The organism is Brotaphodocola sp. (assembly GCF_050873365.1).
Taxonomy (GTDB): Bacteria; Bacillota; Clostridia; order Lachnospirales; family Lachnospiraceae; genus Brotaphodocola.
This window is the reverse complement of the sequence record NZ_JBNMIQ010000030.1, coordinates 1-25,470: the sequence shown is the minus strand read 5'-3', so window position 1 is coordinate 25,470 and position 25,470 is coordinate 1. Positions and strand designations below refer to the sequence as shown.

23 protein-coding genes and 2 tRNA genes are annotated in these 25,470 nt (G+C 48.8%); 19 read left to right on the top strand and 6 right to left on the bottom strand.

Features of this window, described 5'->3' with window-relative positions; genetic code table 11:
- The first annotated feature begins 113 nt into the window (after window positions 1–113).
- Together ACR0QT_RS12105 and greA are read left to right on the top strand one after the other, a co-directional pair.
- Window positions 114–995 (top strand): ROK family protein, encoded by an 882-nt coding sequence (locus tag ACR0QT_RS12105; protein ID WP_432630982.1) that lies wholly within the window; start codon window positions 114–116, stop codon window positions 993–995.
- Between the two features lie 14 nt (window positions 996–1,009).
- The gene (gene greA / locus ACR0QT_RS12100; protein ID WP_177978340.1) at window positions 1,010–1,510 is read left to right on the top strand and encodes a transcription elongation factor GreA; all 501 of its coding nucleotides are present in this window, start codon (window positions 1,010–1,012) and stop codon (window positions 1,508–1,510) included.
- A gap of 204 nt (window positions 1,511–1,714) precedes the next feature.
- On the opposite strand, the gene ACR0QT_RS12095 is transcribed toward greA, so the two are convergent.
- The 4 genes from ACR0QT_RS12095 to ymfI form a co-directional block, all read right to left on the bottom strand.
- Window positions 1,715–2,398 carry a hypothetical protein gene (locus tag ACR0QT_RS12095; RefSeq protein WP_432630981.1) on the bottom strand — a complete coding sequence of 228 codons (684 nt, stop codon included), beginning with the start codon at window positions 2,396–2,398 and terminating at the stop codon, window positions 1,715–1,717.
- Complete coding sequence (locus ACR0QT_RS12090) at window positions 2,385–2,999, bottom strand: RNA polymerase sigma factor (protein ID WP_432630980.1); 615 nt, start codon at window positions 2,997–2,999, stop codon at window positions 2,385–2,387. Before ACR0QT_RS12090 ends, ACR0QT_RS12095 begins: the two co-directional genes overlap by 14 nt.
- Before the next feature lie 133 nt (window positions 3,000–3,132).
- Window positions 3,133–3,828, bottom strand: coding sequence for a hypothetical protein (locus ACR0QT_RS12085; protein ID WP_432630979.1), 696 nt, complete (start codon window positions 3,826–3,828; stop codon window positions 3,133–3,135).
- A 165-nt stretch (window positions 3,829–3,993) separates the two neighbouring features.
- A complete protein-coding gene (ymfI, locus tag ACR0QT_RS12080) occupies window positions 3,994–4,725 on the bottom strand; it encodes an elongation factor P 5-aminopentanone reductase (RefSeq protein WP_432630978.1) in 732 nt (243 codons plus the stop codon).
- Window positions 4,726–5,100: 375 nt separating this feature from the next.
- On the opposite strand from ymfI, the gene ACR0QT_RS12075 reads away from it, so the two are divergent.
- The 3 genes from ACR0QT_RS12075 (at window position 5,101) to ACR0QT_RS12065 (ending at window position 8,996) form a co-directional block, all read left to right on the top strand.
- The gene (locus ACR0QT_RS12075) at window positions 5,101–6,165 is read left to right on the top strand and encodes an NAD(P)/FAD-dependent oxidoreductase (RefSeq protein ID WP_432630977.1); all 1,065 of its coding nucleotides are present in this window, start codon (window positions 5,101–5,103) and stop codon (window positions 6,163–6,165) included.
- Between the two features lie 83 nt (window positions 6,166–6,248).
- A complete protein-coding gene (locus tag ACR0QT_RS12070; protein WP_432630976.1) occupies window positions 6,249–7,691 on the top strand; it encodes an NlpC/P60 family protein in 1,443 nt (480 codons plus the stop codon).
- A 9-nt stretch (window positions 7,692–7,700) separates the two neighbouring features.
- Window positions 7,701–8,996 (top strand): acyltransferase family protein, encoded by a 1,296-nt coding sequence (locus ACR0QT_RS12065; protein WP_432630975.1) that lies wholly within the window; start codon window positions 7,701–7,703, stop codon window positions 8,994–8,996.
- Between the two features lie 102 nt (window positions 8,997–9,098).
- Here ACR0QT_RS12065 and hpf read toward each other — a convergent pair whose 3' ends face one another.
- Entirely contained in the window at window positions 9,099–9,629 is a 531-nt protein-coding gene (gene hpf / locus ACR0QT_RS12060) for a ribosome hibernation-promoting factor, HPF/YfiA family (protein WP_432630974.1), read from the bottom strand.
- A gap of 424 nt (window positions 9,630–10,053) precedes the next feature.
- On the opposite strand from hpf, the gene secA reads away from it, so the two are divergent.
- The 4 genes from secA to ACR0QT_RS12040 all read left to right on the top strand — a co-directional run bounded on the left by secA (window position 10,054) and on the right by ACR0QT_RS12040 (window position 15,845).
- On the top strand, window positions 10,054–12,624 hold the full coding sequence (gene secA, locus ACR0QT_RS12055) for a preprotein translocase subunit SecA (protein ID WP_432630973.1): 2,571 nt from the start codon (window positions 10,054–10,056) through the stop codon (window positions 12,622–12,624).
- A gap of 186 nt (window positions 12,625–12,810) precedes the next feature.
- A protein-coding gene (gene prfB, locus ACR0QT_RS12050) for a peptide chain release factor 2 (protein WP_432630972.1) occupies window positions 12,811–13,948 on the top strand; the annotation gives its coding sequence in 2 pieces (ribosomal slippage) (window positions 12,811–12,885 and window positions 12,887–13,948; 1,137 coding nt in all).
- 175 nt (window positions 13,949–14,123) lie between these two features.
- Window positions 14,124–14,570: an ACT domain-containing protein gene (locus ACR0QT_RS12045; RefSeq protein ID WP_177978350.1), complete on the top strand. Its 447-nt coding sequence runs from the start codon at window positions 14,124–14,126 to the stop codon at window positions 14,568–14,570.
- Between the two features lie 57 nt (window positions 14,571–14,627).
- Complete coding sequence (locus ACR0QT_RS12040) at window positions 14,628–15,845, top strand: homoserine dehydrogenase (protein WP_432630971.1); 1,218 nt, start codon at window positions 14,628–14,630, stop codon at window positions 15,843–15,845.
- Window positions 15,846–16,269: 424 nt separating this feature from the next.
- On the opposite strand, the gene ACR0QT_RS12035 is transcribed toward ACR0QT_RS12040, so the two are convergent.
- Window positions 16,270–16,620: a DUF4190 domain-containing protein gene (locus ACR0QT_RS12035; RefSeq protein ID WP_432630970.1), complete on the bottom strand. Its 351-nt coding sequence runs from the start codon at window positions 16,618–16,620 to the stop codon at window positions 16,270–16,272.
- 259 nt (window positions 16,621–16,879) lie between these two features.
- Here ACR0QT_RS12035 and ACR0QT_RS12030 point away from each other — a divergent pair, with 259 nt between their 5' ends.
- The 10 genes from ACR0QT_RS12030 (at window position 16,880) to ACR0QT_RS11985 (ending at window position 25,133) form a co-directional block, all read left to right on the top strand.
- On the top strand, window positions 16,880–19,030 hold the full coding sequence (locus tag ACR0QT_RS12030) for a Tex family protein (RefSeq protein WP_432630969.1): 2,151 nt from the start codon (window positions 16,880–16,882) through the stop codon (window positions 19,028–19,030).
- A gap of 254 nt (window positions 19,031–19,284) precedes the next feature.
- On the top strand, window positions 19,285–19,713 hold the full coding sequence (gene tsaE, locus ACR0QT_RS12025; RefSeq protein ID WP_432630968.1) for a tRNA (adenosine(37)-N6)-threonylcarbamoyltransferase complex ATPase subunit type 1 TsaE: 429 nt from the start codon (window positions 19,285–19,287) through the stop codon (window positions 19,711–19,713).
- A gap of 129 nt (window positions 19,714–19,842) precedes the next feature.
- Entirely contained in the window at window positions 19,843–20,610 is a 768-nt protein-coding gene (tsaB, locus tag ACR0QT_RS12020) for a tRNA (adenosine(37)-N6)-threonylcarbamoyltransferase complex dimerization subunit type 1 TsaB (RefSeq protein ID WP_432630990.1), read from the top strand.
- Entirely contained in the window at window positions 20,607–21,056 is a 450-nt protein-coding gene (gene rimI / locus ACR0QT_RS12015; RefSeq protein ID WP_432630967.1) for a ribosomal protein S18-alanine N-acetyltransferase, read from the top strand. Before tsaB ends, rimI begins: the two co-directional genes overlap by 4 nt.
- Before the next feature lie 354 nt (window positions 21,057–21,410).
- Window positions 21,411–21,653, top strand: a complete 243-nt coding sequence (locus ACR0QT_RS12010; protein ID WP_432630966.1) for a hypothetical protein — start codon at window positions 21,411–21,413, stop codon at window positions 21,651–21,653.
- A 115-nt stretch (window positions 21,654–21,768) separates the two neighbouring features.
- Window positions 21,769–22,698, top strand: coding sequence for a ribonuclease Z (locus ACR0QT_RS12005; protein WP_432630965.1), 930 nt, complete (start codon window positions 21,769–21,771; stop codon window positions 22,696–22,698).
- 2 nt (window positions 22,699–22,700) lie between these two features.
- A complete protein-coding gene (tsaD, locus tag ACR0QT_RS12000) occupies window positions 22,701–23,789 on the top strand; it encodes a tRNA (adenosine(37)-N6)-threonylcarbamoyltransferase complex transferase subunit TsaD (RefSeq protein WP_432630989.1) in 1,089 nt (362 codons plus the stop codon).
- Window positions 23,790–23,851: 62 nt separating this feature from the next.
- Complete coding sequence (gene ispD, locus ACR0QT_RS11995) at window positions 23,852–24,631, top strand: 2-C-methyl-D-erythritol 4-phosphate cytidylyltransferase (protein ID WP_432630963.1); 780 nt, start codon at window positions 23,852–23,854, stop codon at window positions 24,629–24,631.
- Window positions 24,632–24,894: 263 nt separating this feature from the next.
- Window positions 24,895–24,980: transfer RNA gene (locus ACR0QT_RS11990), tRNA-Ser, on the top strand.
- Between the two features lie 64 nt (window positions 24,981–25,044).
- A tRNA-Ser gene (locus tag ACR0QT_RS11985) sits at window positions 25,045–25,133 on the top strand.
- Window positions 25,134–25,470: the final 337 nt, after the last annotated feature.

Below are 25,470 nucleotides of genomic sequence, written 5' to 3'. Positions count from 1 at the left end.
GAAAGTTGAAGATTGAAGATTGAGAAGGCAAAATAAAAATGCCAAAATAAAATGAGAATCCGAATACAAAAATAAAAACGGGAAAATAAGAATAAGAAAAGGAGAGTAATACTATGCTGTTTGGAGCACTTGAAGCGGGCGGAACCAAGATGGTATGTGCAATCGGAAATGAGAACGGAGAGATTTTAGAGCAGAAGTCGATTCCGACAACGACTCCGGAGGAGACGATGCCGGCAATTCTGGAATACTTCAAGGACAAGGAGATTGCATCGATTGGAATCGCTTGCTTTGGACCGATCGATCTGAATAAGAATTCTGAGACTTACGGATACATCACTTCCACGCCGAAGATTCCGTGGAGAAATTACAACATTGTCGGCGCAGTCAAGGATGCACTGAACATTCCGGTCGGTTTTGATACCGATGTAAATGGTTCTCTTCTGGGCGAGGTGACCTGGGGCTGTGCGAAGGGTCTGACCGATGCCGTTTATTTCACGATCGGAACCGGTGTCGGAGCTGGAATCATGACGAACGGAAAGATGCTTCACGGCATGCTTCATCCGGAGGCTGGTCATGTGAAGATGGTTCCGCGCAGTGGCGATACCTACAAGGGAAAATGCCCGTATCACGGAACCTGCTTTGAGGGAATGGCAGCGGGCCCGGCAATCGAGGAGAGATGGGGAGCAAAGGCAATCCAGCTCGCAGATCGCGAGGAAGTCTGGGATCTTGAGAGCTATTATATCGCTCAGGCTCTGATGGGAATCGTTCTGACTCTGAGCCCGCAGAAGATCATCTTAGGCGGTGGCGTTATGCACCAGAAACAGCTCTTCCCGATGATTCGCGAGAAGATGCTCAAGGAATTGAACGGTTATATTCAGGCAAAAGAGCTGGCTGACATCGACAATTACATCGTTCCGGCAAGTCTCAACGACGATCAGGGAATCATGGGATGTATCAAGCTGGCAATGAACAGCCTGGAAGAGGAAAATAAGTAAGGATCTGACGGAAAATGAGAGAGAAACTGACACAGCACGACGTAGAGAAAATTCAGCAGGAGATTGATCAGAGAAAACTTGAGGAGCGACCGAAACTGATCGAGGCGGTCAAGGAGGCGCGCTCCCACGGCGATCTGAGCGAAAATTTTGAGTACCATGCGGCAAAGCGGGAAAAGAATCAGAATGAGAGCCGAATCCGCTATCTGGAGAATCTGCTCAAGAATGCGATTGTGATTTCGGATGCGTCCCGCGAGGATGAGGTTGGACTGAACAATACGGTGACGCTTTTCATGGAGGATGACGACGAGGAAGAGGTCTACAAGCTCGTGACGAGTATCCGGGGAAGTTCGATTCACAATATGATCAGCACCGAGTCCCCGCTCGGTCGGGCGATTCTGCGCCATAAAGTCGGCGATCGCGTGCTGGTGCAGGCAAATGAGACATACAGCTACTATGTGACAATCCGAAAAATCGAGAACACCGACGATTCGGATGACACGATCCGGAAATATTAAACGAAATATCAAATATTAGTTTGAATATTAGCTTAAATATCAATTCAAATATTAATTTAAATATTAATTCAATCCGGAAAACCGAAATTAAAAGAAGTGAAAAACAGAAAAGTCCCGCATTCCCATCGGCTTTTGACTCCGTCATAAGCGGGTGGTGGTGCGGGACTTTTTTTGTGATAGGAAATTGCCTGCTATTGTGATAATTTATTTGCTTGATTCTTCGGTTACTTCCGTCGCAATCTGCTCCACAAGATGCTCGATCTTAGCTCTCTCCAATCCGACTTCCATTTTGATCGAATAACAGAAATTGTTGTCGTACCAGATCGCAAGAACGTAGTTTCCATTTTCTCCCTTTAAGATAAGCGGAAGTCCGCTAAGCTCCGTCGTGATGACATCGGGATATTCGTTGTAATCTCCGGAATTGTCGGTCTCGTCTCCTCTTGCGGACTGGCGGTAGGAAATCTCATTGTCAGCGCCCCTGTAAGTGATCTGTGCAAGCTCATCAAAGTAGGAGGTGTACTCGGTGGACTTCACTTCAAACGGGAAATCGTAGAGCCCAAAGACCTTAAATCCCATTCTTCGGGAGAGCTCATTGATGGATTTGCAGGTCTCAATAGATGCAGTTCCCGGGGCACCTCCAACTCCCTCAATCGGCGTCGGGTTTGTGATGCGGTCAACCATCTGCGGGAGTGTGGAAGCTCCGATTGCGAGGATCAGGAGGCTGGCACACACTGGGAGGTAGCGGGAAAATCGCTGGAACGGAAAACGTTTTTTCTCCTGGGAGAGCACGACATTTTCCAGAATCCGACTGCGCATCTCATCCGAGACTTCAATGCGGTCCATGATTTCTTTGTAGGAGTTATTCTTGGGGGATTTATTCAAAGTCATACACCTCCTTCAAAATAAATCTCAGTTCCGCGCGCCCCCGCCGTAGATCTGAGCGGATCGTACTCTCTTTGCGCTCGAGAATCTTTGCAATCTCCGCAGTCGAGTAGCCCTCATAATAAAACAGATGAATCGCTTCCCGGTATTTGTCGGGAAGATTTTTGACGGCCTCCCAGACAAAGGAGAGATCTTCCTGCTTTTCGTCGATCAGCTGTTCATCGAGCTCGTCGGTCATGCGGAGGCGATTGTAGGCAATCTTGTTCTTGGAGAGATTTGCCGTGACCTTTAAAAGCCATGCTTTCTCGTGCGCCTCATTTTCAAACTCGGGAGCAGAGTCGAGGTAGGTGATCAGGGTATCCTGAAGAAGATCCTCGGCATCGCTCATATTGTGGACGTAGGAATAGGCAAGGCGCAGAATTGAATTGCCGTAGGTATCGAGAAGGTATTCGGCATCGTCTGCGACAGAGTCCTGTCGTGCAAGGCGTTTTTTCTCGGACGCATATCCGTAAATTTTTGCATGGAAAGCAGATAAAAATTTTTTCAGTGATCTCAAAAAATCGAAACTGCCCGGCGAGCAGGGAAGTTCCAACGAAAGTATACTCATACAAATCCCCTAAACATGTTTTTATGAAATCTTTTCATGGCTCAATATTCAATCAATGACGTAATCAATGATTTAATCCAATCCTTAATTTATGACTTAATCCATGACATGACGCAATCTATGACGCAATCCATTACTCAATCTCCGCAATCAGAGCGCTGATCTCGTCGGCGGAGATGCCATCTGTGCTGATCGAGTAGGAGTAATCGCCGTCTGTCCAGGTTGCAGTCATCACGATGCCATTGTCACCTTTCAGCGTAACCTTGCGCGTCCCAACTTCAACTGTGGAAGTCTCGGAGTAGGTGGTGTAGTCTCCGCTGATGTCCTGTTTGTCGTAGAGTCCTTTTCTGATCCGCGCGATCTCGGTGTGGTCTGTGTAAGACGGTTCCGAAACGTTCGTGTCCGGGGTTGCACCTGTCTGATCGCTCTTTGCCTCATAGTCCTTGAGATAAATCACCTCGATCATTTCCTTGTCGAGTGTGCGAAAGACATTTGCAGGGACGCCCTGGATCTCGTTCGGAATCTTGATGGAGAATCCGGCACTGTTTTGTGCATCATCAAGGGTTGTGTGATCCGTGAATGGGTTTGGCATCGAGGTCATCTGTCCGGTCTCATTCACGGAGGTCTCTGCACCGATCGAGGTTGTCTCTGCTGCGATTGCCGTCTCGTGTCTTGCGCAGGCACTCATCGAAACGAGTGTCAGAAGACCGAGTGCCGTGAGACAGGTGCGGATCTTGCGGTTGCCAGTTTTTCTGCCCTGCATATCAAGATCATTCTTGTTCCAGTTTGCTACCTTTGCTACATTCTCATTTTTGTTTGTTCTTCTCATAATAAAATTCTCCTCATCTTTCCTGATTGTTTTTTCAACTTGAATCCTTGAATGGGTTACAGGATAACTCCTAAGGGAATTATTTCCCTTCATGAGTTATACAGATGAGGAGAATAAAATGTTGCAAAAAAAATAAAAAATTTTAAAAAATTATTTTTATGGGGATCAGATCCATCCGCCGTCCATCGCAATGACCTGTCCGGTCAGGTAGGAACCCTTATATCCGAGGTGGTAGACAAAATCAGCGACTTCCTCCGCGGTTCCGAGACGACCTGCCGGGATCTCATCGACGAGCTGGAGCATCTCATCTTCCTCCATCCACTGATTCATCTCTGTGTCGATCGCTCCGCAGGCAACGGCGTTGACCTGAATGTTGCTCGGCGCAAGTTCCTTTGCGAGGGCGCGAGTGAACGCGTTGATTCCGCCTTTTGTTGCGGAGTAGGCGACTTCACACGAAGCTCCGACATTTCCCCAGACGGAGGAGATGTTTACGATTTTTCCGGAACCGGCAGACAGCATCATCGGGATTGCCAGTTTGCAACAGTTAAAGACAGAGGTCAGATTCGTGCGGATGATGCGGTCCCAATCCTCACTCGTCATATCCTGAAGAAGTCCGATATAGTCGACGCCGGCATTGTTGACGAGGACGTCGAGAGAGCCATACTGCTTGCGGATCAGCGCAAATAATTTCTCACAGTCTTCCATTTTTCCCATGTCTCCGAGGAAGGCGGTACAACCGACCTGATAACTGGAAATCTCTTTTTGAGCCTGAAGAAGTTCGCGCTCGCGGTGTGCGCAGTTGATGATGACGTTATATCCTTTTTTCGCAAATTTTACGGCGATCGCCTTTCCGATTCCGCGGGAAGCACCCGTTACAAGTACTACTTTTTTTGCCATAGAAACACGCTTCCTTTCTCTCTTATTTGCTTATGTGATAAGTGTGTGTTGTATTTATCAGGTCCGAAAATCTGATAATCGTTACGATAATTCTATTATAAGTTTTTCGGGAATAATGAGCAAGGAAAATCTGCTTCCACTGTGGGATCATACGGAGTTTTCAGATCCGAAAATTCCTACCCACAGAAAGAAATCTTCCCAAGTGATCTCGAACTTTTTGGAATCTTTTACGATTCAATTACAATTTCCGTAACTCTCTGTATCTTAAAAGAAACTTGTGTTATACTGAACCACAGTGACGCGGTTTTGACGCGATGGGGAGCAACGAAGTTACTTTACTGTAACGGAACGTAAGCAATAAAACAGGAGTGAAACATGGAAAAAAAATATGATCTGGTGATTGTCGGTTCCGGTCCGGCAGGACTGACCGCAGGGATTTATGCACAGCGTGCGAGATTGAATACTCTTGTGATTGAGAAAGAGATGGTCAGCGGAGGACAAGTGCTGACGACGTATGAGGTAGAGAATTATCCGGGATTTCCGGGGGTGGATGGATTTACGCTCGGAACGAAATTCCGGGAGCATGCAGATCACCTCGGAGCAGAATTTGTCACCGATGAGATTGTGGGAATTCGCCTGATGCAAGAGCAGGAGACGGATCTTCAGGCGATCGATGCTTCGGAGGACGGAGCGAGGGATCCGAGGGATCTGCGTGTTGCGCAGGTGGAAGCGCCGGGTGTCACAGAGATGGTACCACATTTTGACTCTGAAAAGACATGGAAGGTGCTCACGGGAAAGAAGGGAACCTATCTTGCAAAGACGGTGATTCTGGCTTCGGGGGCGACGCACAAGAGCCTTGGAGTTCCGGGCGATGAGCGCCTTCGCGGTTCCGGTGTGAGCTACTGTGCGACGTGTGACGGAGCATTTTTCCGCAGAAAAGAGGTCGCTGTCGTCGGAGGCGGAGATGTCGCGCTCGAAGATGCGATTTTTCTGTCCCGGATGTGCAGTCACGTCTATCTGATTCATCGCAGAGGAGAACTGCGCGGGGCGAGATCCCTTCAGGAACAGCTTTTGGCGCTTGAGAATGTGACAGTTCTCTGGGACACTGTGGTCGAGGAGATCTGCGGGGAGCAGAGAGTTGAGAACATTCAGCTTCGCAATGTGAAGAGCGGGGAACATTCGGAGCTTTCTGTGAGCGGAGTCTTCGTGGCAGTCGGAATTGAGCCGAACAGCACGTTCGTGGAAGATCTGGTTCAGACAGATCACGGCTATGTGTGTGCCGGGGAGACGTGCGAGACGAGTGTGCCGGGCATTTTTGTGGCGGGGGACATGAGAACGAAACAGCTTCGCCAGATAGTGACGGCTACTGCGGATGGCGCGAATGCAGTCAGCAGTGCTGAGCGGTACTTAAATGAATGGAATCACCGGGATCACCATTAAAGAAGCACGGTTAAAGGTTTCGTGAACGTTTTTGCAATACTTGAATTACTTGAATTCGAGGGAGACGAGAGGAAGAAAAATAGATGAAAAAAACAATCAGGATGTTAACCCTGGGTTGTGTGTGCGCAATGACTCTGGGAGTGATTCCCGCTTACGCAGATGTGCAGAAATCTCAGCATACGGTGTCGGTTGTGGCATCACAGGGAAATTATGAGAATATTGCAGTCTCGCAGGTATCCGATTATGTAAATATCAGAGAGAATCCAAATACGGACAGCACGATTGTCGGAAAGATTTATAACAACTGTGCGGCGACGATTCTTGAAACCGTCGAGGGCGAGGGTGGAAAATGGTACCGAATCCAGTCGGGCGCGGTAACCGGATACATCAAGGCACAGTATTTTGTGACCGGAGATGCGGCAGAACAGCTTGCACGCTCGATTCGGAGAGAGTTCGTCACGATCAGCGCGGATGGACTTCGCCTGAGAGCAGAGCCGAATCTGACGAGCACGACATTGACTCTGCTGTCTCAGGGCGCGGAGTATATTGTCGTTGACGATGAGGGAGACTTCTTCAAGGTCGAGATCGATGAAGACCTTGTCGGTTATATTTCCAAGAACTACTGTACGGCGCGCGTGGAGTTCGATCAGGCAGTGACGCTTCAGGAGGAAAAGGAAAAGAAGGCGGAAGAGGAGAAGAGAAAGCAGGAGGCAGACTCCGCGATTGCACAACTTGAGGAAGTCCGCAGAGTTGAGGCGAAGGAGGAGGCGGAGGAGAGCCAGACCGGAAACAATGGCACGACGATCGCTCCAAATCCTTCGGGTACGGATTCTTCTGCAAATGGCGGATCAACACCTGCAACGTCAAATCCGTCCTCCGACAACGGGGCGACGATCATTGCGACAAAACCGGATGAGGTTGAGACGACTTCACCGGCGCAGAATAATAACAATAATAATAGCAATAGCAGTGGAAACAGTGGAACAAGTGGCAGTGGGACAAGCAATGGCAATAGTAGCAGTACGAGCACGAAGCCGTCTGCGACTGTTGTACAGCCGTCGAACACGACGACTTCTTCTGGCACGACGACCGCAGGAACCTCGGATTCCAAGAACAGTGCGACGATCAAAGGCAGTGGCGGACCGGGTTCTACCGCAGTTGTCACCGCGACGCGAACGGCGATTGTCGCTTACGCAAAACAGTTCCTCGGCAACAAATATGTGTACGGTGGGACAAGCCTAACGACAGGAGCAGACTGTTCCGGATTTACGCAGGCGATTTTTGCGCACTTTGGAATCACGACGGGAAGAACCTCGAGAGATCAGGCTCAGAATGTCAAGACGATCCCGATTTCGAGCGTTCAGCCGGGCGATCTTCTGTTCTATGGAAGCGGAAGCACGATCACCCATGTGGCAATTTACATAGGAGATGGAAAGGTTATCCACTCGAGCAACTCGAGGACCGGTGTCATCATATCCCCGTACAATTATCGAACCCCGAGCAAAGCGGGAACATTCTTGAATTAAGGGGTAGGCATGGAGCAGAAAAAACAGTACTATGGTGTTGATGTTGTAAAGTTTGTTCTCGCCCTTCTCGTCGCCGGTCGTCATATGATTCAGGTGTTTTATGCGCAGGAGAGCCCGTGGCGGTTGACCGTCGGCTCGTGGCTCTCCAATCTGGCAGTGCCGTTTTTCTTCACCGTCGCCGGATTTCTTCTGTTTCGGAAAATCTGCGGGACTGAAAGATCCGCAGAGGAGAGATCAGAAAAGAAAAAAGAAACGGAAACCGGAAACGGGAGAAACGAAAGAAATAAAAGAAATGAAAAAAATGGAAGTAACAATAGAAATGAAAGTGGAAATGAGGAAGCTGGACGCGGGAGAAGTCGCAGAAAACCGCAGAGAAGAGCCTCGTCATCCTCTGTTCAGAGAGAGTTGGCAAATCAAACCTCAGATCCGTCAAAAAACGGAAAATCGGGAGCCGGTGGAAGCAGTCGCAGTCTCTCAGGTTCCGTAAAAAGAGGTGGATGGAGACAGGTTTGCAAATACTGTTGGCGCATTTTAAAACTCTATGTGCTCTGGTGCGTGATCTACTGGCCAATTGATATTTATAACTGGTACCACGGGACCGCGTCGATCAAGGAGAGTGTGATTTTCTACATCCGCTCGTTCTTCTTCTCGAGCACGATAGCCCAGCTCTGGTATCTGCCGGCGCTGATCACGGCATGTCTGATCGTCTGGTGCGTGTCACTCGGCGCGCGCTACGTCACACCGGCGCTGATTGTGACAGGCGCGCTGTTTATTGCAGGGTGTCTCGGCGATAACTGGTATTTCACGGCAATGCTTCCGCAGAAGATCCAAAACCTGATTTATCTCTACGGACAGCACTGCATGACGATGAGAAATGGAATTTTTTACGGGAGTTTTTATGTGTGTCTCGGCCTTGTTTTTGCGAAGAAAAAGAGGAGCCTGCCGTTTCTTGTATCGTTTGCGCTGGCAGTCTTCTTTTGCTGGGCGATGAAAAAGGAGGTCACACACTGCGGAAATATCAACATTGTGATTTCCGCTGCCCCGACCGCCTTTTTCCTGACCGAGTCGGCGCTCTCCTTGCGTCTGCCGGACTGGAAACTTTTCACGAGACTTAGAGCGATGAGCGAGTGGGTGTATCTGTCTCACTTTTATTTCTTTTATTTCTTCTCGTGGACGGCAAAGATCAATCCTCTGCCGTTGACGGAGAAAAATATTATGCTCTGCATCTTTATTCCGATGCTGATTTTTGCGTGGGGGATGGCATGTCTGGGAGAGCGAAAGAGATGGGTCAGAAAGCTGATCTAAGTAGAATAAGCTGAGCAATAAAGCTAAAATGAGGAGGTGCAATTGCACCTCCTCGAATTTTCCCCAAATTTGGTTTTTTATGAATCTAATCAATTGGAATAATTACTCGAATTCCGGCTCAATCAGACCATAGGTGTTGTTCTTTCTCTTGTATACCACATTGACCTGTTCGGTCTCTGCATTCAGGAATACATAGAAGCTGTGACCAAGCAGTTCCATCTGCACGCAAGCCTCTTCCGGATCCATCGGCTTTACTGCGAAGCGTTTGGTCTTCACGATGTTGATCTCGTCATCGCCATCAAACTCCTCGTTGATGAACAGATCTGAGAATGCCATTGCGCTCTGCTTCTTGTCGATCAGTTTGTTCTTATATTTTTTCATCTGACGCTCGATGATCTCTTCTACCAGATCGATGGAAACGTACATATCACTGCTGGATTCTTCCGCACGGATCATATTTCCCTTAACCGGGATCGTAACTTCGATTTTCTGTTTGCCTTTCTGCACGCTGAGAGTGACGATTACCTCTGTGTCCGGATTAAAATAGCGATCGAGCTTTCCAATCTTTTCTTCTACTGCTGCCCGCAGACCCGGAGTCACATCGATGTTTCTTCCTGTAATAGTATAACGCATAGTCATCAGCTCCTTCTTTTGAGATGACTCCAGTATAACACACAAGTCCGAAAAATTCAACCAAAATACACAAATTGTTGTGACAATTATTCTTAAAAAAATATAAATAGAAATATTTCTATATAAGAGAAAATATTGAAAAAATATACTTTGTAAAAATGGAAAAGTGAGGGATAGATTTGGAGAGAAAAGTTTGATTTTCTGTTTCATTTCTGTTTTGTTTCTGTCTTGTTTTGGTGGAAAAGTGGGAAAACTAGGGGAGAGGAGTGGAAAACGGATCAAAAAAGAGGTTAATTTTTTGTGAAGTAGAGGGGGAAAACTTGAATAAATCGAGGGTTAGTGTTACAATGACTAGGATTGACTGTAAAATGGGTCAGACTCTACTTGTCTGGCTGGAAAGAAAAATGTTTAGGAGACAGAATTTATGAATCTCATAGAGAAATTATTTGGCACCCACAGCGAGCGGGAACTCAAGATGATTTATCCGATTGTGGACAAGATTGAGGCGCTGAGGCCCAAGATGGGAGAGCTTACGGATGAGCAGTTGCGCGACAACACCCGTATTTTCAAAGAGCGACTGGCAAACGGAGAGACGCTTGACGATCTTCTGCCGGAGGCATTTGCAACGGTCCGTGAGGCTGCAAAGCGTGTGCTGAAGATGGAGCACTATCCGGTACAGCTCATCGGTGGTATCGTTCTTCACCAGGGACGTATCGCAGAGATGAGAACCGGTGAAGGTAAGACCCTTGTGTCGACCGCTCCGGCATACTTAAATGCACTGACTGGAAAGGGTGTTCACATTGTCACCGTCAACGACTATCTGGCAAAGCGAGATGCCGAGTGGATGGGACAGGTTCACGAGTTCTTGGGACTGAGCGTTGGTATCGTCTTAAACCCGATGAATTCTGAGGAGCGTAAGAAGGCATATGCCTGTGATATTACCTATGTAACGAACAACGAGCTCGGTTTCGACTATCTGCGTGACAACATGGCAATCTACAAGGAGCAGATGGTTTTAAGAGGTCTTGAGTATGCGATCATCGATGAGGTTGACTCTGTCCTGATCGATGAGGCGAGAACTCCGCTGATCATTTCTGGTCAGAGCGGAAAGTCCACAAAGCTGTATGAGGTCTGCGACGTTCTGGCTCATCAGCTTGAGAAGGGCGAGGCTTCCGGCGAGTTCACAAAGATGAATGCAATCATGGGCGAGGACATCGAGGAGACTGGTGACTTCATCGTCAATGAGAAGGATAAGGTTGTAAACCTGACTGAGGAAGGTGTGCGCAAGGTCGAGGAGTATTTCCACATTGAGAACCTTGCAGATCCGGAGAATCTGGAGATCCAGCACAATATCATCCTCGCTCTGCGTGCAAACTACCTGATGCACCGCGACAAGGATTACGTTGTCAAGGATGACGAGGTTCTGATCGTCGATGAGTTTACCGGACGTATCATGCCGGGTCGTCGTTATTCCGATGGTCTGCACCAGGCAATCGAGGCGAAGGAGCATGTAAATGTTCGCCGTGAGAGCAAGACGCTTGCGACGATCACGTTCCAGAACTTCTTCAACAAGTTCAAGAAGAAATCTGGTATGACCGGTACAGCTCTGACCGAGGAGAAGGAGTTCCGTAACACCTACGGCATGGATGCAATCGCAATCCCGACAAACCGTCCGGTACAGCGTATCGACCATGAGGATGCCGTTTACAAGACAAAGAAAGAAAAATTCGATGCCGTTGTCAAAGAGGTTGAGGAAGCTCACGCAAAGGGACAGCCGGTTCTGGTCGGAACGATCACAATCGAGACTTCCGAGCTTTTAAGCAAGATGCTCAAGAAGCGCGGAATCCAGCACAAGGTCCTGAATGCGAAGTTCCATGAGCTCGAGGCAGAGATCGTTGCAGATGCAGGTATCCACGGAGCAGTCACGATCGCGACGAACATGGCAGGTCGTGGTACCGATATCAAGCTGGATGAGGAAGCAAGAAAAGCAGGCGGACTGAAAGTAATCGGTACGGAGCGTCATGAGTCGAGACGAATCGATAACCAGCTCCGCGGTCGTTCCGGTCGTCAGGGAGATCCGGGTGAGTCCCGTTTCTACATCTCTCTTGAGGATGATCTGATGCGTCTGTTCGGTTCTGAGCGTTTGATGAAGATGTTTGAGGCTCTCGGTGTGCCGGAGGGCGAGCAGATCGAGCACAAGATGCTCTCCAGCGCGATTGAGAAGGCTCAGATGAAGATCGAGACGAACAACTACGGTCTGCGTGAGAACCTGCTCAAGTACGATGAGGTCAACAACGAACAGCGTGAGATCATCTATGCAGAGCGCCGGAAAGTTCTTGATGGCGACAACATGCGTGACCTCGTTCTGAAGATGATCACTGACATCGTGGAGAATGCAGTGGATATGTCGATTTCCGATGAGCAGAGCGTTTCTGACTGGGATTGGGCAGAGCTTAACAACCTGCTGACTCCGGTAATTCCGCTTCAGCCGATCAATGAGGAGAACCATCCGGTCAGCAAGAAGAACGAGCTTAAGCATATGCTCAAGGAAGAGGCAATCAAGCTCTACGAGGAGAAGGAAGCACAGTTCCCGGATGCTGAGCAGGTGCGTGAGATCGAGCGTGTCGTTCTGTTAAAGGTTATCGATAACAAGTGGATGAACCACATCGATGATATGGATCAGCTCCGCGAGGGAATCGGTCTTCAGGCTTATGGTCAGCGTGATCCGGTTGTCGAGTACAAGATGAGTGCATACGAGATGTTCGAGGCAATGACTGCTGCGATCACCGAGGAGACCGTTCGCATCCTGTTCCACATCCGCGTTGAGCAGAAGCTCGAGCGTGAGCCGGCTGCAAAGGTAACCGGAACGAACCGCGATGAGTCTGCTGTTCAGGCTCCGAAGAAGAGAGAAGAGCAGAAGATTTACCCGAACGATCCGTGTCCGTGCGGAAGCGGTAAGAAGTATAAGCAGTGCTGTGGAAGAAAACTGGTGTAAGAAATAATCGAATAATCGTTAGAAGATTAGAAAAGAAGATTAGGAAAAAAGATTAGAAAAAAAGAAGATTGATTTAGAAAAGAAGATTAGAAAATCGGAACATCAGGAAGCCACAAGCGCTTTGGAAATTATTTGAAAAATTGAAAAATTGCTTTAAAAAATATAAAAATGAAAGTGGGTGACACAATGGTCGAGCTTGATCCGTACAAGTACAAGTTATCAACATTCGAAAAACCATTAGTGGAAGTGAGGGATTCACTTTGACCTGGACAACAAGGTCAGACGAATCGATGAGTTAGACAAATCTATGGAGGAGCCGGGATTCTGGGACAATGCGGAGCGCTCTGCAAAGCTCGTGCAGGAAGCCAAGAATCTCAAGGACACCGTAGAGCTTTATCATGGGCTGGAACAGCAGTATGAGGATATCCAGGTCATGATTGAGATGGGAAATGAGGAGAATGACGCATCCGTCATTCCGGATGTCGAGGAGATGCTTGCAGAGCTGGAGCATAACCTTGAGAAACTCCGCATGGAGACCCTGCTTTCCGGCGAGTATGACCGCTACAATGCGATCTTGCGCCTGAATGCAGGTGCGGGCGGAACTGAGTCCTGTGACTGGTGTGGGATGCTCTACCGCATGTACTGTCGTTGGGCAGACAAGATGGGCTTCAAGACCGAAGTTCTCGATTATCTTGACGGCGATGAGGCAGGTATCAAGTCGGTGACGATCCAGATCAACGGCGAAAATGCGTTCGGTTATCTGAAGTCCGAGCGAGGCGTGCACCGTCTTGTGCGTATCTCCCCGTTCAATGCGGCAGGTAAGCGCCAGACTTCGTTCGTTTCCTGTGATGTGATGCCGGATATCGAGGAGGATCTCGACGTCGATATCAATCCGGATGATCTGCGAATCGATACCTACCGCTCGAGTGGTGCCGGTGGACAGCACATCAATAAGACTTCTTCTGCGATCCGTATCACGCATCTCCCGACTGGAATCGTGGTACAGTGTCAGAATGAGCGTTCTCAGTTCCAGAACAAGGACAAGGCAATGCAGATGCTGAAAGCAAAGCTGTATATGCTCAAACAGCAGGAAAATGCGGAGAAACTCTCTGATATTCGAGGCGAGGTTATGGAGAACGGCTGGGGAAGCCAGATCCGTTCCTATGTGCTTCAGCCGTACACAATGGTCAAGGATCTGCGTACCGGCGAGGAGACCGGAAATGTCAGTGCGGTTCTCGACGGAGATCTCGATCCGTTCATCAGTGCATACCTGCGCTGGCTGAGTCTGGGATGCCCGGATCGAAGAACGGCTTCTGAGGATTAAACAGATTAATGGACTAAACGGATTAATGGATTAAACGGATTAATAGATTAAATGTTAAACAGAAAAACAGGATGCATGTTATAAAATGCTTGCATCCTGTTTCTTTTTGTGCTAATATCTTCCACATGAGCACAAGTGTGCTTGTTACACGAACAAATGACGGAGGGAATCAGAGATGGCAGAAGAGAAGAGCAAGTATTTTGTGGTAAAGCAGAAAGCGGTGCCGGAAGTACTGTTGAAGGTTGTGGAGGCGAAAAGACTTCTCGAATCGGAACGGGCGCTGACGGTGCAGGATGCCACAGAACGGGTCGGTTTGAGCCGTAGCTCTTTTTACAAGTACAAGGATGATATCTTTCCGTTCTATGACAACACAAAGGGAAAAACAGTCACATTTGTGGTTCAGATGGACGATGAGCAGGGACTCCTCTCCGATCTGCTCCACATTGTAGCAGTTTATAAGGCGAACATTCTTACGATTCACCAGAGTATTCCCGTCAACGGCGTGGCGACGCTGACTCTGTCTGTCGAGGTCAAATCGAACACCGGAAACGTATCAAAGATGGTGGAGGAGATCGAGGAACAGCAGGGCATTCATTACGTTAAGATTCTGGCCAGAGAATAAGCGGGCTGGGAAAACCAGAGCAAACTGGGAAAATCAGAGAAAAGTGAGGAAGAGACAATGATACAGGTAGCAATCATGGGTTATGGCACAATCGGTTCCGGTGTTGCGGAGGTTCTTGAGCAGAACAGAGAAAAGATTGCAGAGGCAGTCGGTGAGGAAGTTGCATTAAAGTATGTATTGGATCTGAGAGATTTTCCGGACAGCCCGGTTGCAGACAAGATCATCCATGATTTCAAGGTGATTGAGGAAGATCCGGAGGTCAGCATCGTAGTGGAGACGATGGGAGGTCTCAACCCGTCCTATCCGTTCGTAAAGGCATGCCTGCTTGCAGGAAAGAATGTGACGACTTCCAACAAGGCACTTGTCGCAGCTTACGGTACCGAGCTTCTCGAGATCGCACGCGAGAAATCCGTAAACTTCATGTTTGAGGCGAGTGCGGGAGGCGGTATTCCGATCATCCGCCCGCTGTATCGTTGCCTGAATGGAGAGAAGATCGAGGAGATCACCGGAATCCTGAATGGTACGACGAACTACATCCTGACGAAGATGGATAAGTGCGGAGCAACGTTTGAGTCTGCACTTAAAGAGGCACAGGATCTCGGCTATGCAGAGCGCAATCCGGAGGCAGATGTGGAGGGCCACGATACCTGCCGTAAGATCGCAATCCTGACGGCTATGGCGACCGGTCATGAGGTCAACTACGAGGATATCTATACCGAGGGAATCACGAAGATCACGGATGTGGATTTCCGCTATGCAGAGAAAATGGGAACTTCTGTGAAGCTGTTTGGAACGAGCCAGATCGATGGCGATAAGGTGCATGCATGGGTGGCACCGGTGATGATCGGAAAGGATCATCCGCTGTATATGGTCAGCGATGTATTTAACGGAATTCTCGTTGAGGGCAATATGCTCGGAACTTCGATGTACTACGGAAGTGGTGCAGGAAAGCTCCCGACTGCAAGTGCGGTTGTCGCAGATATCATTGAGGAAGCACAGAATCTGAAGAATAATATTCGCCTTGGCTGGGATGCAAAGCGTCTTGAGATTGAGCCGATGCTGTCTTCTCGTCATCGCTACTTTGTTCGTGTTGCAGGTACGCTTGCAGACAAGGAGAAGACCGTTGAGGAGGCATTTGGAAAGGTTGAGAAGATCGTTCTCGACGGAACCGGAGAGTTCGCATTTGTGACGGAGGAGATGCCGGAGGCTACGTTTATGGCGAAGAAGGCAGAGTTAGAGGCAGAGGTGCTTCAGTTTATCCGTGCGAGAATCTAAGTAATTGAGAGCTTTCGAGAGTGAAGAGGCTGAAGGATTGATTAAATAGTTAGAAATTTCGAGAGCTATATTTGCGGGAGTGGTTACGATTGTGGCTGCGGATTTATGATCGTGACTTACGGTTGTGATTCACGGTTGCGCCAGCGAGATAAGTTCCGCAAACGCGTTCGCACTCCGGGTTCGACGTAGCGGTGCATAAGACTGCAAAATACGCAGTCCAAGCACCGACGTCTCACACGGGTTTGCGAAATCTTTCTCGCTTCTGCAACCTGTGTACGACCCTGTGTACAGCGTAGCTGGATGCAAGAATGGGTAAGTTCAAATCTTCACATTTTCAAATTTTTTTAATAAAAACACCGACATATTCTCTGTAATAAGTTCAGGGAAAATGCCGGTGTTTTTCGTTGCCTTTTGATCAATCTTGTCAGGTGGTCGGGAGCGGGAGTGCCTGCTCAATGAGATCTCGGTACATCTGAATCATTTCTTTGATCTCTGCCGAGGAGGCGGGATCGTCGAGCAGATCCATGACCCAGATATATTCTTTGAAAATTACGAAACTGATAATGATGCAGAGGACTCCGAGAATGATTCCTGCGATTGCGGAGCCATGCAGGGAACCGCTGTTTTTGGAGACGTAGGCGAGAATCAGTGCGGAGGAGCCGAAAATCAGCTGAATCGGCGGATAGAAGAATGAAAAAATGCCGAGGATTCCGCAGAGCAGGCTGATGGTGGCGCATATATGAAATGCAGATTTTGATGATTCAGATGGTGTCATGGAATAAAATACCTTTCTTATGTGTTCTTGATTATTTGGTAAAAAATCGTGTTACAGTGTAGTGCCTAAATTGTAACAAAATAGTATCGCCATTGTAGCACAAAAAGAAATCAACCTCAAGGGTCGACTTGAATCTGAATCTGATATGAGGTACAATGATGTTACTGTTCAGAAGTAGGCACTTTTGGAACCGAAAGTGCCGTAAGATAAAAATATTTAACATCATAAATAGAATATCAGATAGGACATATAAGAGCATATGGATATCATAAAAGTTTTGCAGGAAGAATTGCAAATTGGATATAAGCAGGCGGAGGCAGCGGTGCGCCTGATTGATGAGGGAAACACGATTCCGTTTATTGCCCGTTACCGCAAGGAAGTGACGGGATCTTTAAATGATGAGGTGTTGAGAAATCTTGACGAGCGTCTCAAATATCTGCGCGGTCTTGAGGAGAAGAAGGAGCAGGTGCTTGCGACGATTCAGGAGCAGGGAAAGCTGACGCCGGAGCTTGAGGCGAAGATTCGATCTGCTCAGACGATGGTTGCGGTTGAGGATCTCTATTTGCCGTATCGCCCGAAGCGCAGAACGAGAGCGATGATTGCGAAGGAGAGGGGCTTAGAACCGCTCGCCAATTTGATCCTTCTTCAGAATGTGGATGAGGATCTGCGAAACGTGGCGCAGAAGTATGTTGCGCCGGAGAAGGAAGTTGTGGATGTTCAGACGGCGCTTGACGGGGCGAGAGACATCATTGCCGAGCATATTTCCGATCAGGCGGATTACAGGACATGGATTCGCCGTGTGACGACGGAAAAGGGTCTGATTGTCTCAAGCGCAAAGGATGAGAAGCAGGAATCGGTGTATGAGATGTATTATGCGTATCAGGAGCCGATCAAGAAGTGCGCCGGTCACCGTGTGCTTGCACTCAACCGCGGAGAGAAGGAGAAGATTCTGAGTGTCCGGATTGAGGCACCGCAGGATGAGATTTTAGCTTATCTCGAGCGTCAGGTGATTCGTGGAAAGAATCCGCACACGAGTCCGATTCTTCGAGAGGCAGTGGAAGACAGCTATGCGCGCTTGATTGCACCGGCGATAGAGAGAGAGATTCGTGGAAGTCTGACGGAGCAGGCGGAGGCAGGGGCGATTCATGTCTTCGGAAAGAATCTTCAACAGCTTTTGATGCAACCTCCGATCACGGGAAAAGTGGTTCTCGGCTGGGACCCGGCATTCCGCACAGGATGCAAGCTCGCCGTCGTTGATCCGACGGGAAAAGTGCTCGACACGACGGTGATTTTCCCGACTGCCCCTCAGAATAAGGTCGAGGAGTCGAAGAAGGTACTGAAAGCGTTGATTCGCAAGTATGGAATTTCTCTGATTTCGGTTGGAAATGGAACGGCGTCGAGAGAGTCGGAGAAGATCATTGTCGAATTGTTGAAGGAAATTCCGGAGAAGGTTTCGTATGTGATTGTCAATGAGGCGGGCGCTTCGGTCTACTCGGCGAGCAAGCTAGCGACGGAGGAATTTCCGAATTTTGATGTCGGACAGAGAAGTGCAACCTCGATTGCGAGACGCCTTCAGGACCCACTTGCGGAGCTTGTGAAGATTGATCCGGCGTCGATTGGAGTTGGACAGTATCAGCACGATATGAACCAGAAGACATTAGGCACGGCGCTTGGCGGAGTCGTGGAGGACTGTGTAAACCGCGTCGGCGTGGATTTGAATACAGCTTCTGCTCCGCTTCTCGGATATATTTCCGGAATCACGAAGACGATCGCGAAGAATATTGTGGATTACCGTGAGGCGAACGGCGCATTCACGGAGAGAAAACAGCTCTTGAAAGTGGCAAAGCTCGGACCGAAGGCGTATGAGCAGTGCGCGGGCTTTCTGCGAATCAATGGCGGGAAGAATCCGCTCGATGCGACTTCGGTGCATCCGGAGAGTTATGGACCGGCTCAGAAATTGCTTGAAAAGCTGGGATGTGGAGTAGAGGATCTTGCAAAGGGTGGAATCTCTGGTCTGGATAAGAAGATTTCCGATTACGGAAAACTGGCAGAGGAGCTTGGCATCGGGGAAGTGACTCTGCGAGATATTGTAAAAGAGTTAGAGAAGCCCGGAAGAGATCCGCGAGAGGAGATGCCAAAGCCGATTTTGAGAACGGACGTGATGGAGATGAAGGACTTGAAGCCGGGGATGATTCTTCAGGGAACGGTGCGAAATGTCATCGATTTCGGTGCATTTGTGGATATCGGTGTTCACCAGGATGGTCTCGTTCATATTTCTCAAATTACGGATCGCTACATCCGCCATCCGCTTGAGGCGGTCAGCGTCGGGGATATTGTGGAAGTCAAGGTGCTGAGTGTGGATCTCGCGAAAAAGAGAATTTCTCTGACGATGAAGACGAAAGAAAAATGAGAGACTGCATGTTCCGGGCAAAACGGATGCAAAGCAAAATAAATGCAGAGCGAAACGAATGCAGAGCGAAACGAATGCAGGGCGAAACGAATGCAGGGCGAAACGAATGCAGGGCGAAATAAACGCGGGACAAGAAAAAAACGGCAAAATGCAGGCTTAAAAACGGGGAAGGCGAGTCGAAATGATGAGCAGAAACCGGAAGGAATAACGGGATAGACAATAGACAGATCATAGAAGGGATGATAGATAGAGAGATGGAGAAAATTGAGAAGATAACAAACGGACCGGAGGAGACCTATGCATTTGGTTTTGAGATGGGACAGAATGCACAGCCGGGACAGATTTATTGTCTGGATGGAGATTTGGGAGTTGGCAAAACCGTCTTTACGCAGGGATTTGCAAAGGGTCTCGGCATTGAGGGACCGGTAAACAGCCCGACGTTTACGATTGTACAGCAGTATGAGGACGGAAGACTTCCGCTCTATCATTTTGATGTGTACCGGATCGGGGATGTGAGTGAGATGGATGAGATCGGCTATGAGGATTGCTTTTACGGAGAGGGAGTCTGCCTGATTGAGTGGGCTCAGCTTGTGCCGGAGATCCTGCCCGACAATGTGATTCACATTCAGATCGAGAAGGATCTCGAGAAGGGCTTTGATTACCGGAAAATCACGGTTTGTTAGATCATAACTAAGTCACAGACATTACCGTTTGTGCAAGGTAAAAACGGTGACAGAAACGGGTTTGAAAGATAGAAGACTAGAAGAAACGTGATAGAAAAAAGTGATATTGAAAATTGAGAGGATTTGATGATGAAAATTTTGGGAATTGAGAGTTCATCTCTCGTTGCATCGGTGGCAGTTGTCACGGATGAGGTTGTGACAGCGGAGTACACCGTCAATTTTAAGAAGACACATTCGCAGACTCTTCTTCCGATGATTGATGAGGTGTGTCGGATGATTGAGCTTGATTTGAGTGAGATCGACGCGATTGCGGTTTCGGGTGGCCCGGGATCGTTTACGGGACTTAGAATTGGATCTGCGACTGCAAAAGGACTCGGTCTTGCACTGAAAAAGCCGTTGATTCATGTGCCGACGCTCGATGCGATGGCATACAATCTCTATGGAACATCTGCGCTGATCTGTCCGATGATGGATGCGCGTCGCAATCAGGTTTATACCGGAGTTTATCGGTTTGAGCAGGAATTTGAGACGGTGATGGAGCCGTGCATGATGGATACGAGAGAACTTGCGAGAGAACTGAACAAGTACGGGGAGCGCGTGATCCTGCTTGGTGATGGTGTTCCGGTCAATGCGCAGATTTTTAAAGAGAATCTGGAGGTTCCGTTTTCCTTTGCACCGGCACAGTGTTCCCGACAGCGCGGAGCGAGTGTTGCCGTGCTTGGTGGCGTGTATTTTGCAGAGGGAAAGACGGAGACGGCGATGGAGCACAAGCCGGATTACCTGCGCAAGGCACAGGCGGAGAGAGAGCTTGAGGAGGCAAAGCGTCAGGGCAAGGTCGCAGAGCTCGCAGCGGGTCACTCCGTCGGTGACGGAAGTCAGAGAGAGGGCAAGGCATGATTCGCCTGATGGAGGAGGCAGATCTCGAGGCAGTCGCAGAGCTTGAGCGGATCTGTTTTTCCGAAAACTGGTCGTATAAACTTCTCGAGTCGGGGCTTTACAGCGCCTATGACACCTACTATGTGTTCGCCCAGGACGGACAGATTCTCGGATATTGCAATCTTCGGATTCTTGCCGGGGAGGGCGAGGTGCAGAGAATTGCGGTGAGACCGGAGTTTCGAAAAATGGGAATTGCAGGTCAGCTGATGAAGAGCATGATGGAAAAATCTGCATTTGAGCAGGTGAATGCCATCAGCCTGGAAGTTCGGGAGAGCAACGCGCCGGCGCGCCATCTCTACGAGTCCTGGGGATTTCGTGCAGAGGCAGTGCGAAAGGGATATTACCATAATCCGACAGAGGATGCGCTGATCATGTGGAAACGGATGGAAAATGCCGATCCTGTTTGAGTTTGAGCAATGCGTGAATAGGAAAACGCATGAATAGGGATTTGCGCAATATGTGAACGGGAACAAGATACCCAAAACGACGGGAATTGACATCAATTCCCACTTAAAAACTGAGAAAATTGTGTTTATAATGCAGGGGTAGCCCAGAGGTGGGTTACCCGTTTTTTGTTTCATAGGAAATTGCGTCTTATCATACGAAAATGTTCTGCAAGGGTGAAAAGCGCCAGTGGCGCTTGTTATGCACCGACCGCAGTGAAACGAAGAAACGCACTCGGTGCAGTGGAATGAAAAAGCGTACTCGGCGCAGGGAAAACAAGAAATTTGGATAAAATGTGAGAGAGTGAGGAAAAGATTTTGAAAAAATATACGGAGAATGGGGAGATTCGCGCGCTGATCTGCAACCAGTGTGGGAAGAGACTGATTGTCAAGAATGGAATTGTGAGAGAAGGATTTTTTGAGGCAACTCAGAACTGGAATTTCTTCTCGGAGAAGGACGGAGAGATCCATCGCTGGGATCTGTGTGAATCCTGTTACGATGAGCTGATTTCCGGATTTCGGATTGCGGTGGAGACCGAGGAACAGGTTGAATTCATGTAAAGGGTGTGTTATCATTTGATAAGCGTGAACCTTGAGAGAATCTCGATGGGGCTTGAGTGCTTTTGAAAACTCTCTCAATGCGTTCATAATTGTCAGAAGTGAGGAACACACATTTATGTTGGATATTTGTTTACTGGGAACCGGAGGCATGATGCCTCTTCCATACCGATGGCTGACTGCGATGATGGCGCGTTGTGATGGAAGCAGTCTTCTGATTGACTGCGGAGAGGGAACCCAAGTTGCGTTAAAAGAAAAGGGATGGAGCCCGAAGCCGATTGATGTCATCTGCTTTACGCATTATCATGCAGATCATATCAGTGGTCTTCCGGGACTTCTGCTCACGATGGGAAATGCGGAGCGTACGGAGCCGTTGACGCTGATCGGACCGAAGGGACTTGAGCGCGTGGTCGGAGCACTCAGAGTGATTGCGCCGGAACTTCCGTTTCCGTTACAGTTTATTGAACTGGAGGAGCAGAGACAACAGCTCAAGATCGGACCGTACACGATTGATGCTTACCGCGTCAACCACAATGTCATCTGTTACGGTTACTCGATCTCGATTCCGAGAACAGGAAAATTTGATGTGGAGAGAGCAAAGGCGCAGGGCGTGCCGATGAAGGCATGGAGCCGTCTTCAGAAGGGCGAGACGCTTGAGATGGACGGAGTGACCTACACGCCGGATATGGTTCTTGGACCGGACCGCAGGGGACTCAAGGTGACGTACTGCACGGACACCCGTCCCGTTCCGGTGATTGCGGAGTATGCGCAGGATGCCGATCTTTTTATCTGTGAGGGCATGTACGGCGAGGACGGAAAAGAGGCGAAGGCGAGAGAACACCGCCATATGACGATGTATGAGGCGGCAGATCTCGCACGTCGCGCTCAGCCGAGGGAGATGTGGTTGACGCATTACAGCCCGTCTTTGACGCGCCCGGATGAGTTCATGGACAAGGTGAAAAAGATTTTCCCGAAGGCGAAGGCTGCGAGAGACGGCTGGACGAAAGAATTGATGTTTGAGGAAGAGAGCGGAGAAGAGCAGAAATGATGATGGAAGATACAGAGAATACAGAGAAAGAGAAAAAAGAGAGAGAGACGACAGGGGAAGCTGGAACTGAGAAGAAGGATGTCCTGATTCTCGGAATCGAGAGTTCCTGCGATGAGACGGCGGCCTCTGTTGTGAGAAACGGCAGAGAGGTGCTCTCCAATGTGATTTCCTCCCAGATTGCCCTGCACACACAGTTTGGCGGAGTTGTGCCGGAGATTGCATCGAGAAAGCACATTGAGAAGATCAATCAGGTGATTGAGCAGGCGCTCTCCGATGCAAATGTGACGTTGGATGACATCACCGCAATCGCAGTGACTTACGGACCGGGTCTTGTGGGTGCTCTGCTTGTCGGTGTCGCAGAGGCGAAGGCGATCGCTTATGCTGCCAAGAAACCGCTTGTCGGTGTGCATCACATCGAGGGGCATGTGTCTGCAAACTATATTGAAAATCTGGATCTGGAGCCACCGTTTGTGTGTCTGATCGTCTCAGGCGGACACACGCATCTCGTGATCGTGAAGGATTACGGCGAGTTTGAGATCATTGGAAGAACGCGCGACGATGCAGCGGGAGAGGCATTTGATAAAGTTGCGCGTGCAGTCGGACTCGGTTATCCGGGTGGACCGAAGGTCGATAAGGCGGCAAAAGACGGAAATCCTCATGCGATGGAGTTCCCGCGTGCAAAGGTTGAGGGATGTCCGTATGATTTCAGTTTCAGCGGAATCAAGTCAGCGGTTCTCAATTACATCAATAAGGCGAAGATGACCGGGGAGGAGATCTGTGTGCCGGATCTGGCGGCATCGTTCCAGAATGCGGTCGTTGAGGCCCTTGTGAGCCGTGCGGTTCTTGCGGCAAAGAATTATGGATATGACCGTCTGGCGATTGCAGGTGGAGTTGCGTCTAATTCTGCGCTCAGAACAGCGATGCAGAAAGCCTGCGATAAGGCGGGAATTCATTTTTATCATCCGTCACCGATTTTCTGTACGGACAATGCGGCGATGATTGGGGTTGCCGGTTATTATGAGTACATGAAGGGAACGCGCCACGGATGGGATCTGAATGCGATTCCGAACCTGAAGCTGGGAGAGCGATAAAAAGACGCGTTGATTTTTGAAGAGATCCAAGAGCACCAAGAGTAAATACGGGGGAAAACAGGATGCAGAAGACAGAGCAGAGAGCGGCAGTTGTTGTGGAAGCTGTGGAAACGGAGAAAACAGAGAAAACAGCAAAACAGGTAGGTGCAGTTGTGCTTGCCGGAGGGCAGGGAAAGCGGATGCACAGCAAGGTTCAGAAACAGTATCTGCTTTTGGCGGGGCGTCCTCTGATCTGTCATGCACTCGAGGCGTTTGAGAAAAGTTGCGTGGATCAGATTGTGCTTGTTGTCGGTGCAGGTGAGGAGGAGTATGTGCGTCAGGAGATCCTTGCGCCTCTGAACTTAAAAAAGGTCTGTGCGGTCGTTCCGGGCGGAAAAGAGCGCTACCACTCTGTCTATGAGGGATTAAAGGCGTTAAAAGGCTGTGAGTACGTTCTGATCCATGACGGGGCGCGTCCAATGATTACGGAGCAGATGATTGACCGGATCGTGGAGGAGACGGCCACGTGGAAGGCGTGTGTCGCAGGAATGCCGGTGAAGGATACGATCAAGGTCGCAGATGAGGATGGATATGCAGAGGCGACCCCGGATCGCTCGAAACTCTGGCAGGTGCAGACCCCACAGGCATTTTCCTATGAGCTGGTGCGCGGAGCATATGATCGTTTGATGCAGGAGGAGTCTCTCCAGAAGGGAATCACAGATGATGCGATGGTTGTGGAGACCTGTACGAAGCAGAAGGTGAAGCTGGTAGCGGGAAGCTATGAAAACTTGAAGGTTACAACACCGGAGGATCTCGTGCTTGCGGAGGCACTTCTGGCGCATCGGAAAAAGGCGGAAGACTAGGAAGAAAGACTAAGGCGGAAGACTAGCAAGGGCATAGCGGAAGAGTGGGCTTAAAAGGGCGCTTTTTCAGGGTTTGAAAAAAATGTCAAAAAAGTTTGAAAAAAGTGTTGACAGAATCAAATGTTGGTGGTAGAATCATTAATCGTTGCAGCGCTGAACGGAAACGAATGAGACGAAAGTTCGGAGCGAAAACATTAAAAAATAATTTCAAAAAGCTCTTGACAAACGGAAAAACTTCTGTTAAAATAGCAGAGCACGTTTGAGGAGAGGTATCGAAGTGGTCATAACGAGGCGGTCTTGAAAACCGTTTGTCCGCAAGGGCGCGTGGGTTCGAATCCCACCCTCTCCGCTGGACAGGCAAGAAAGCCTGCCAATTAAATATGATATAACTGATGTTCAGGCATCGGTACTTTGCAGAAGTACCCAAGAGGCTGAAGGGACACCCCTGGAAAGGGTGCAGGTCGTTAATAGCGGCGCGAGGGTTCAAATCCCTCCTTCTGCGCTTCCGATTTTCGAATCGGAAAAGCCTTTGAAAAAAAGATGAAAAAAGTGCTTGACAAAAACAAAATAGTTTGATAAAATATACAAGCTGTTTTGAAAGAGACAAGCGAAAAACAAAACTGAACCTTGAAAATGAAAGATTGAACAGTGTTTAAAACCCTGAAAATTCTTATAAAAAAGAGTCTTTTGGTAAAGATATCTTTGAATTGAGAAATTCAGAACAAAAACAAACCAAACAACAGTAGAACGGTTTAATAATTAGCTAGTGGTTAATCATTGAATCGGGAAACAAACTTTAATTTGAGAGTTTGATCCTGGCTCAGGATGAACGCTGGCGG

Excerpts from the sequence above, each read along its gene's own strand:
- ACR0QT_RS12105 (WP_432630982.1), top strand. The coding sequence starts at position 114 with ATGCTGTTTGGAGCACTTGAAGCGGGCGGAACCAAGATGGTATGTGCA.
- greA (WP_177978340.1), top strand. The coding sequence starts at position 1,010 with ATGAGAGAGAAACTGACACAGCACGACGTAGAGAAAATTCAGCAGGAG.
- ACR0QT_RS12095 (WP_432630981.1), bottom strand. The coding sequence starts at position 2,398 with ATGACTTTGAATAAATCCCCCAAGAATAACTCCTACAAAGAAATCATG.
- ACR0QT_RS12090 (WP_432630980.1), bottom strand. The coding sequence starts at position 2,999 with ATGAGTATACTTTCGTTGGAACTTCCCTGCTCGCCGGGCAGTTTCGAT.
- ACR0QT_RS12085 (WP_432630979.1), bottom strand. The coding sequence starts at position 3,828 with ATGAGAAGAACAAACAAAAATGAGAATGTAGCAAAGGTAGCAAACTGG.
- ymfI (WP_432630978.1), bottom strand. The coding sequence starts at position 4,725 with ATGGCAAAAAAAGTAGTACTTGTAACGGGTGCTTCCCGCGGAATCGGA.
- ACR0QT_RS12075 (WP_432630977.1), top strand. The coding sequence starts at position 5,101 with ATGGAAAAAAAATATGATCTGGTGATTGTCGGTTCCGGTCCGGCAGGA.
- ACR0QT_RS12070 (WP_432630976.1), top strand. The coding sequence starts at position 6,249 with ATGAAAAAAACAATCAGGATGTTAACCCTGGGTTGTGTGTGCGCAATG.
- ACR0QT_RS12065 (WP_432630975.1), top strand. The coding sequence starts at position 7,701 with ATGGAGCAGAAAAAACAGTACTATGGTGTTGATGTTGTAAAGTTTGTT.
- hpf (WP_432630974.1), bottom strand. The coding sequence starts at position 9,629 with ATGCGTTATACTATTACAGGAAGAAACATCGATGTGACTCCGGGTCTG.
- secA (WP_432630973.1), top strand. The coding sequence starts at position 10,054 with ATGAATCTCATAGAGAAATTATTTGGCACCCACAGCGAGCGGGAACTC.
- ACR0QT_RS12045 (WP_177978350.1), top strand. The coding sequence starts at position 14,124 with ATGGCAGAAGAGAAGAGCAAGTATTTTGTGGTAAAGCAGAAAGCGGTG.
- ACR0QT_RS12040 (WP_432630971.1), top strand. The coding sequence starts at position 14,628 with ATGATACAGGTAGCAATCATGGGTTATGGCACAATCGGTTCCGGTGTT.
- ACR0QT_RS12035 (WP_432630970.1), bottom strand. The coding sequence starts at position 16,620 with ATGACACCATCTGAATCATCAAAATCTGCATTTCATATATGCGCCACC.
- ACR0QT_RS12030 (WP_432630969.1), top strand. The coding sequence starts at position 16,880 with ATGGATATCATAAAAGTTTTGCAGGAAGAATTGCAAATTGGATATAAG.
- tsaE (WP_432630968.1), top strand. The coding sequence starts at position 19,285 with ATGGAGAAAATTGAGAAGATAACAAACGGACCGGAGGAGACCTATGCA.
- tsaB (WP_432630990.1), top strand. The coding sequence starts at position 19,843 with ATGAAAATTTTGGGAATTGAGAGTTCATCTCTCGTTGCATCGGTGGCA.
- rimI (WP_432630967.1), top strand. The coding sequence starts at position 20,607 with ATGATTCGCCTGATGGAGGAGGCAGATCTCGAGGCAGTCGCAGAGCTT.
- ACR0QT_RS12005 (WP_432630965.1), top strand. The coding sequence starts at position 21,769 with ATGTTGGATATTTGTTTACTGGGAACCGGAGGCATGATGCCTCTTCCA.
- tsaD (WP_432630989.1), top strand. The coding sequence starts at position 22,701 with ATGGAAGATACAGAGAATACAGAGAAAGAGAAAAAAGAGAGAGAGACG.
- ispD (WP_432630963.1), top strand. The coding sequence starts at position 23,852 with ATGCAGAAGACAGAGCAGAGAGCGGCAGTTGTTGTGGAAGCTGTGGAA.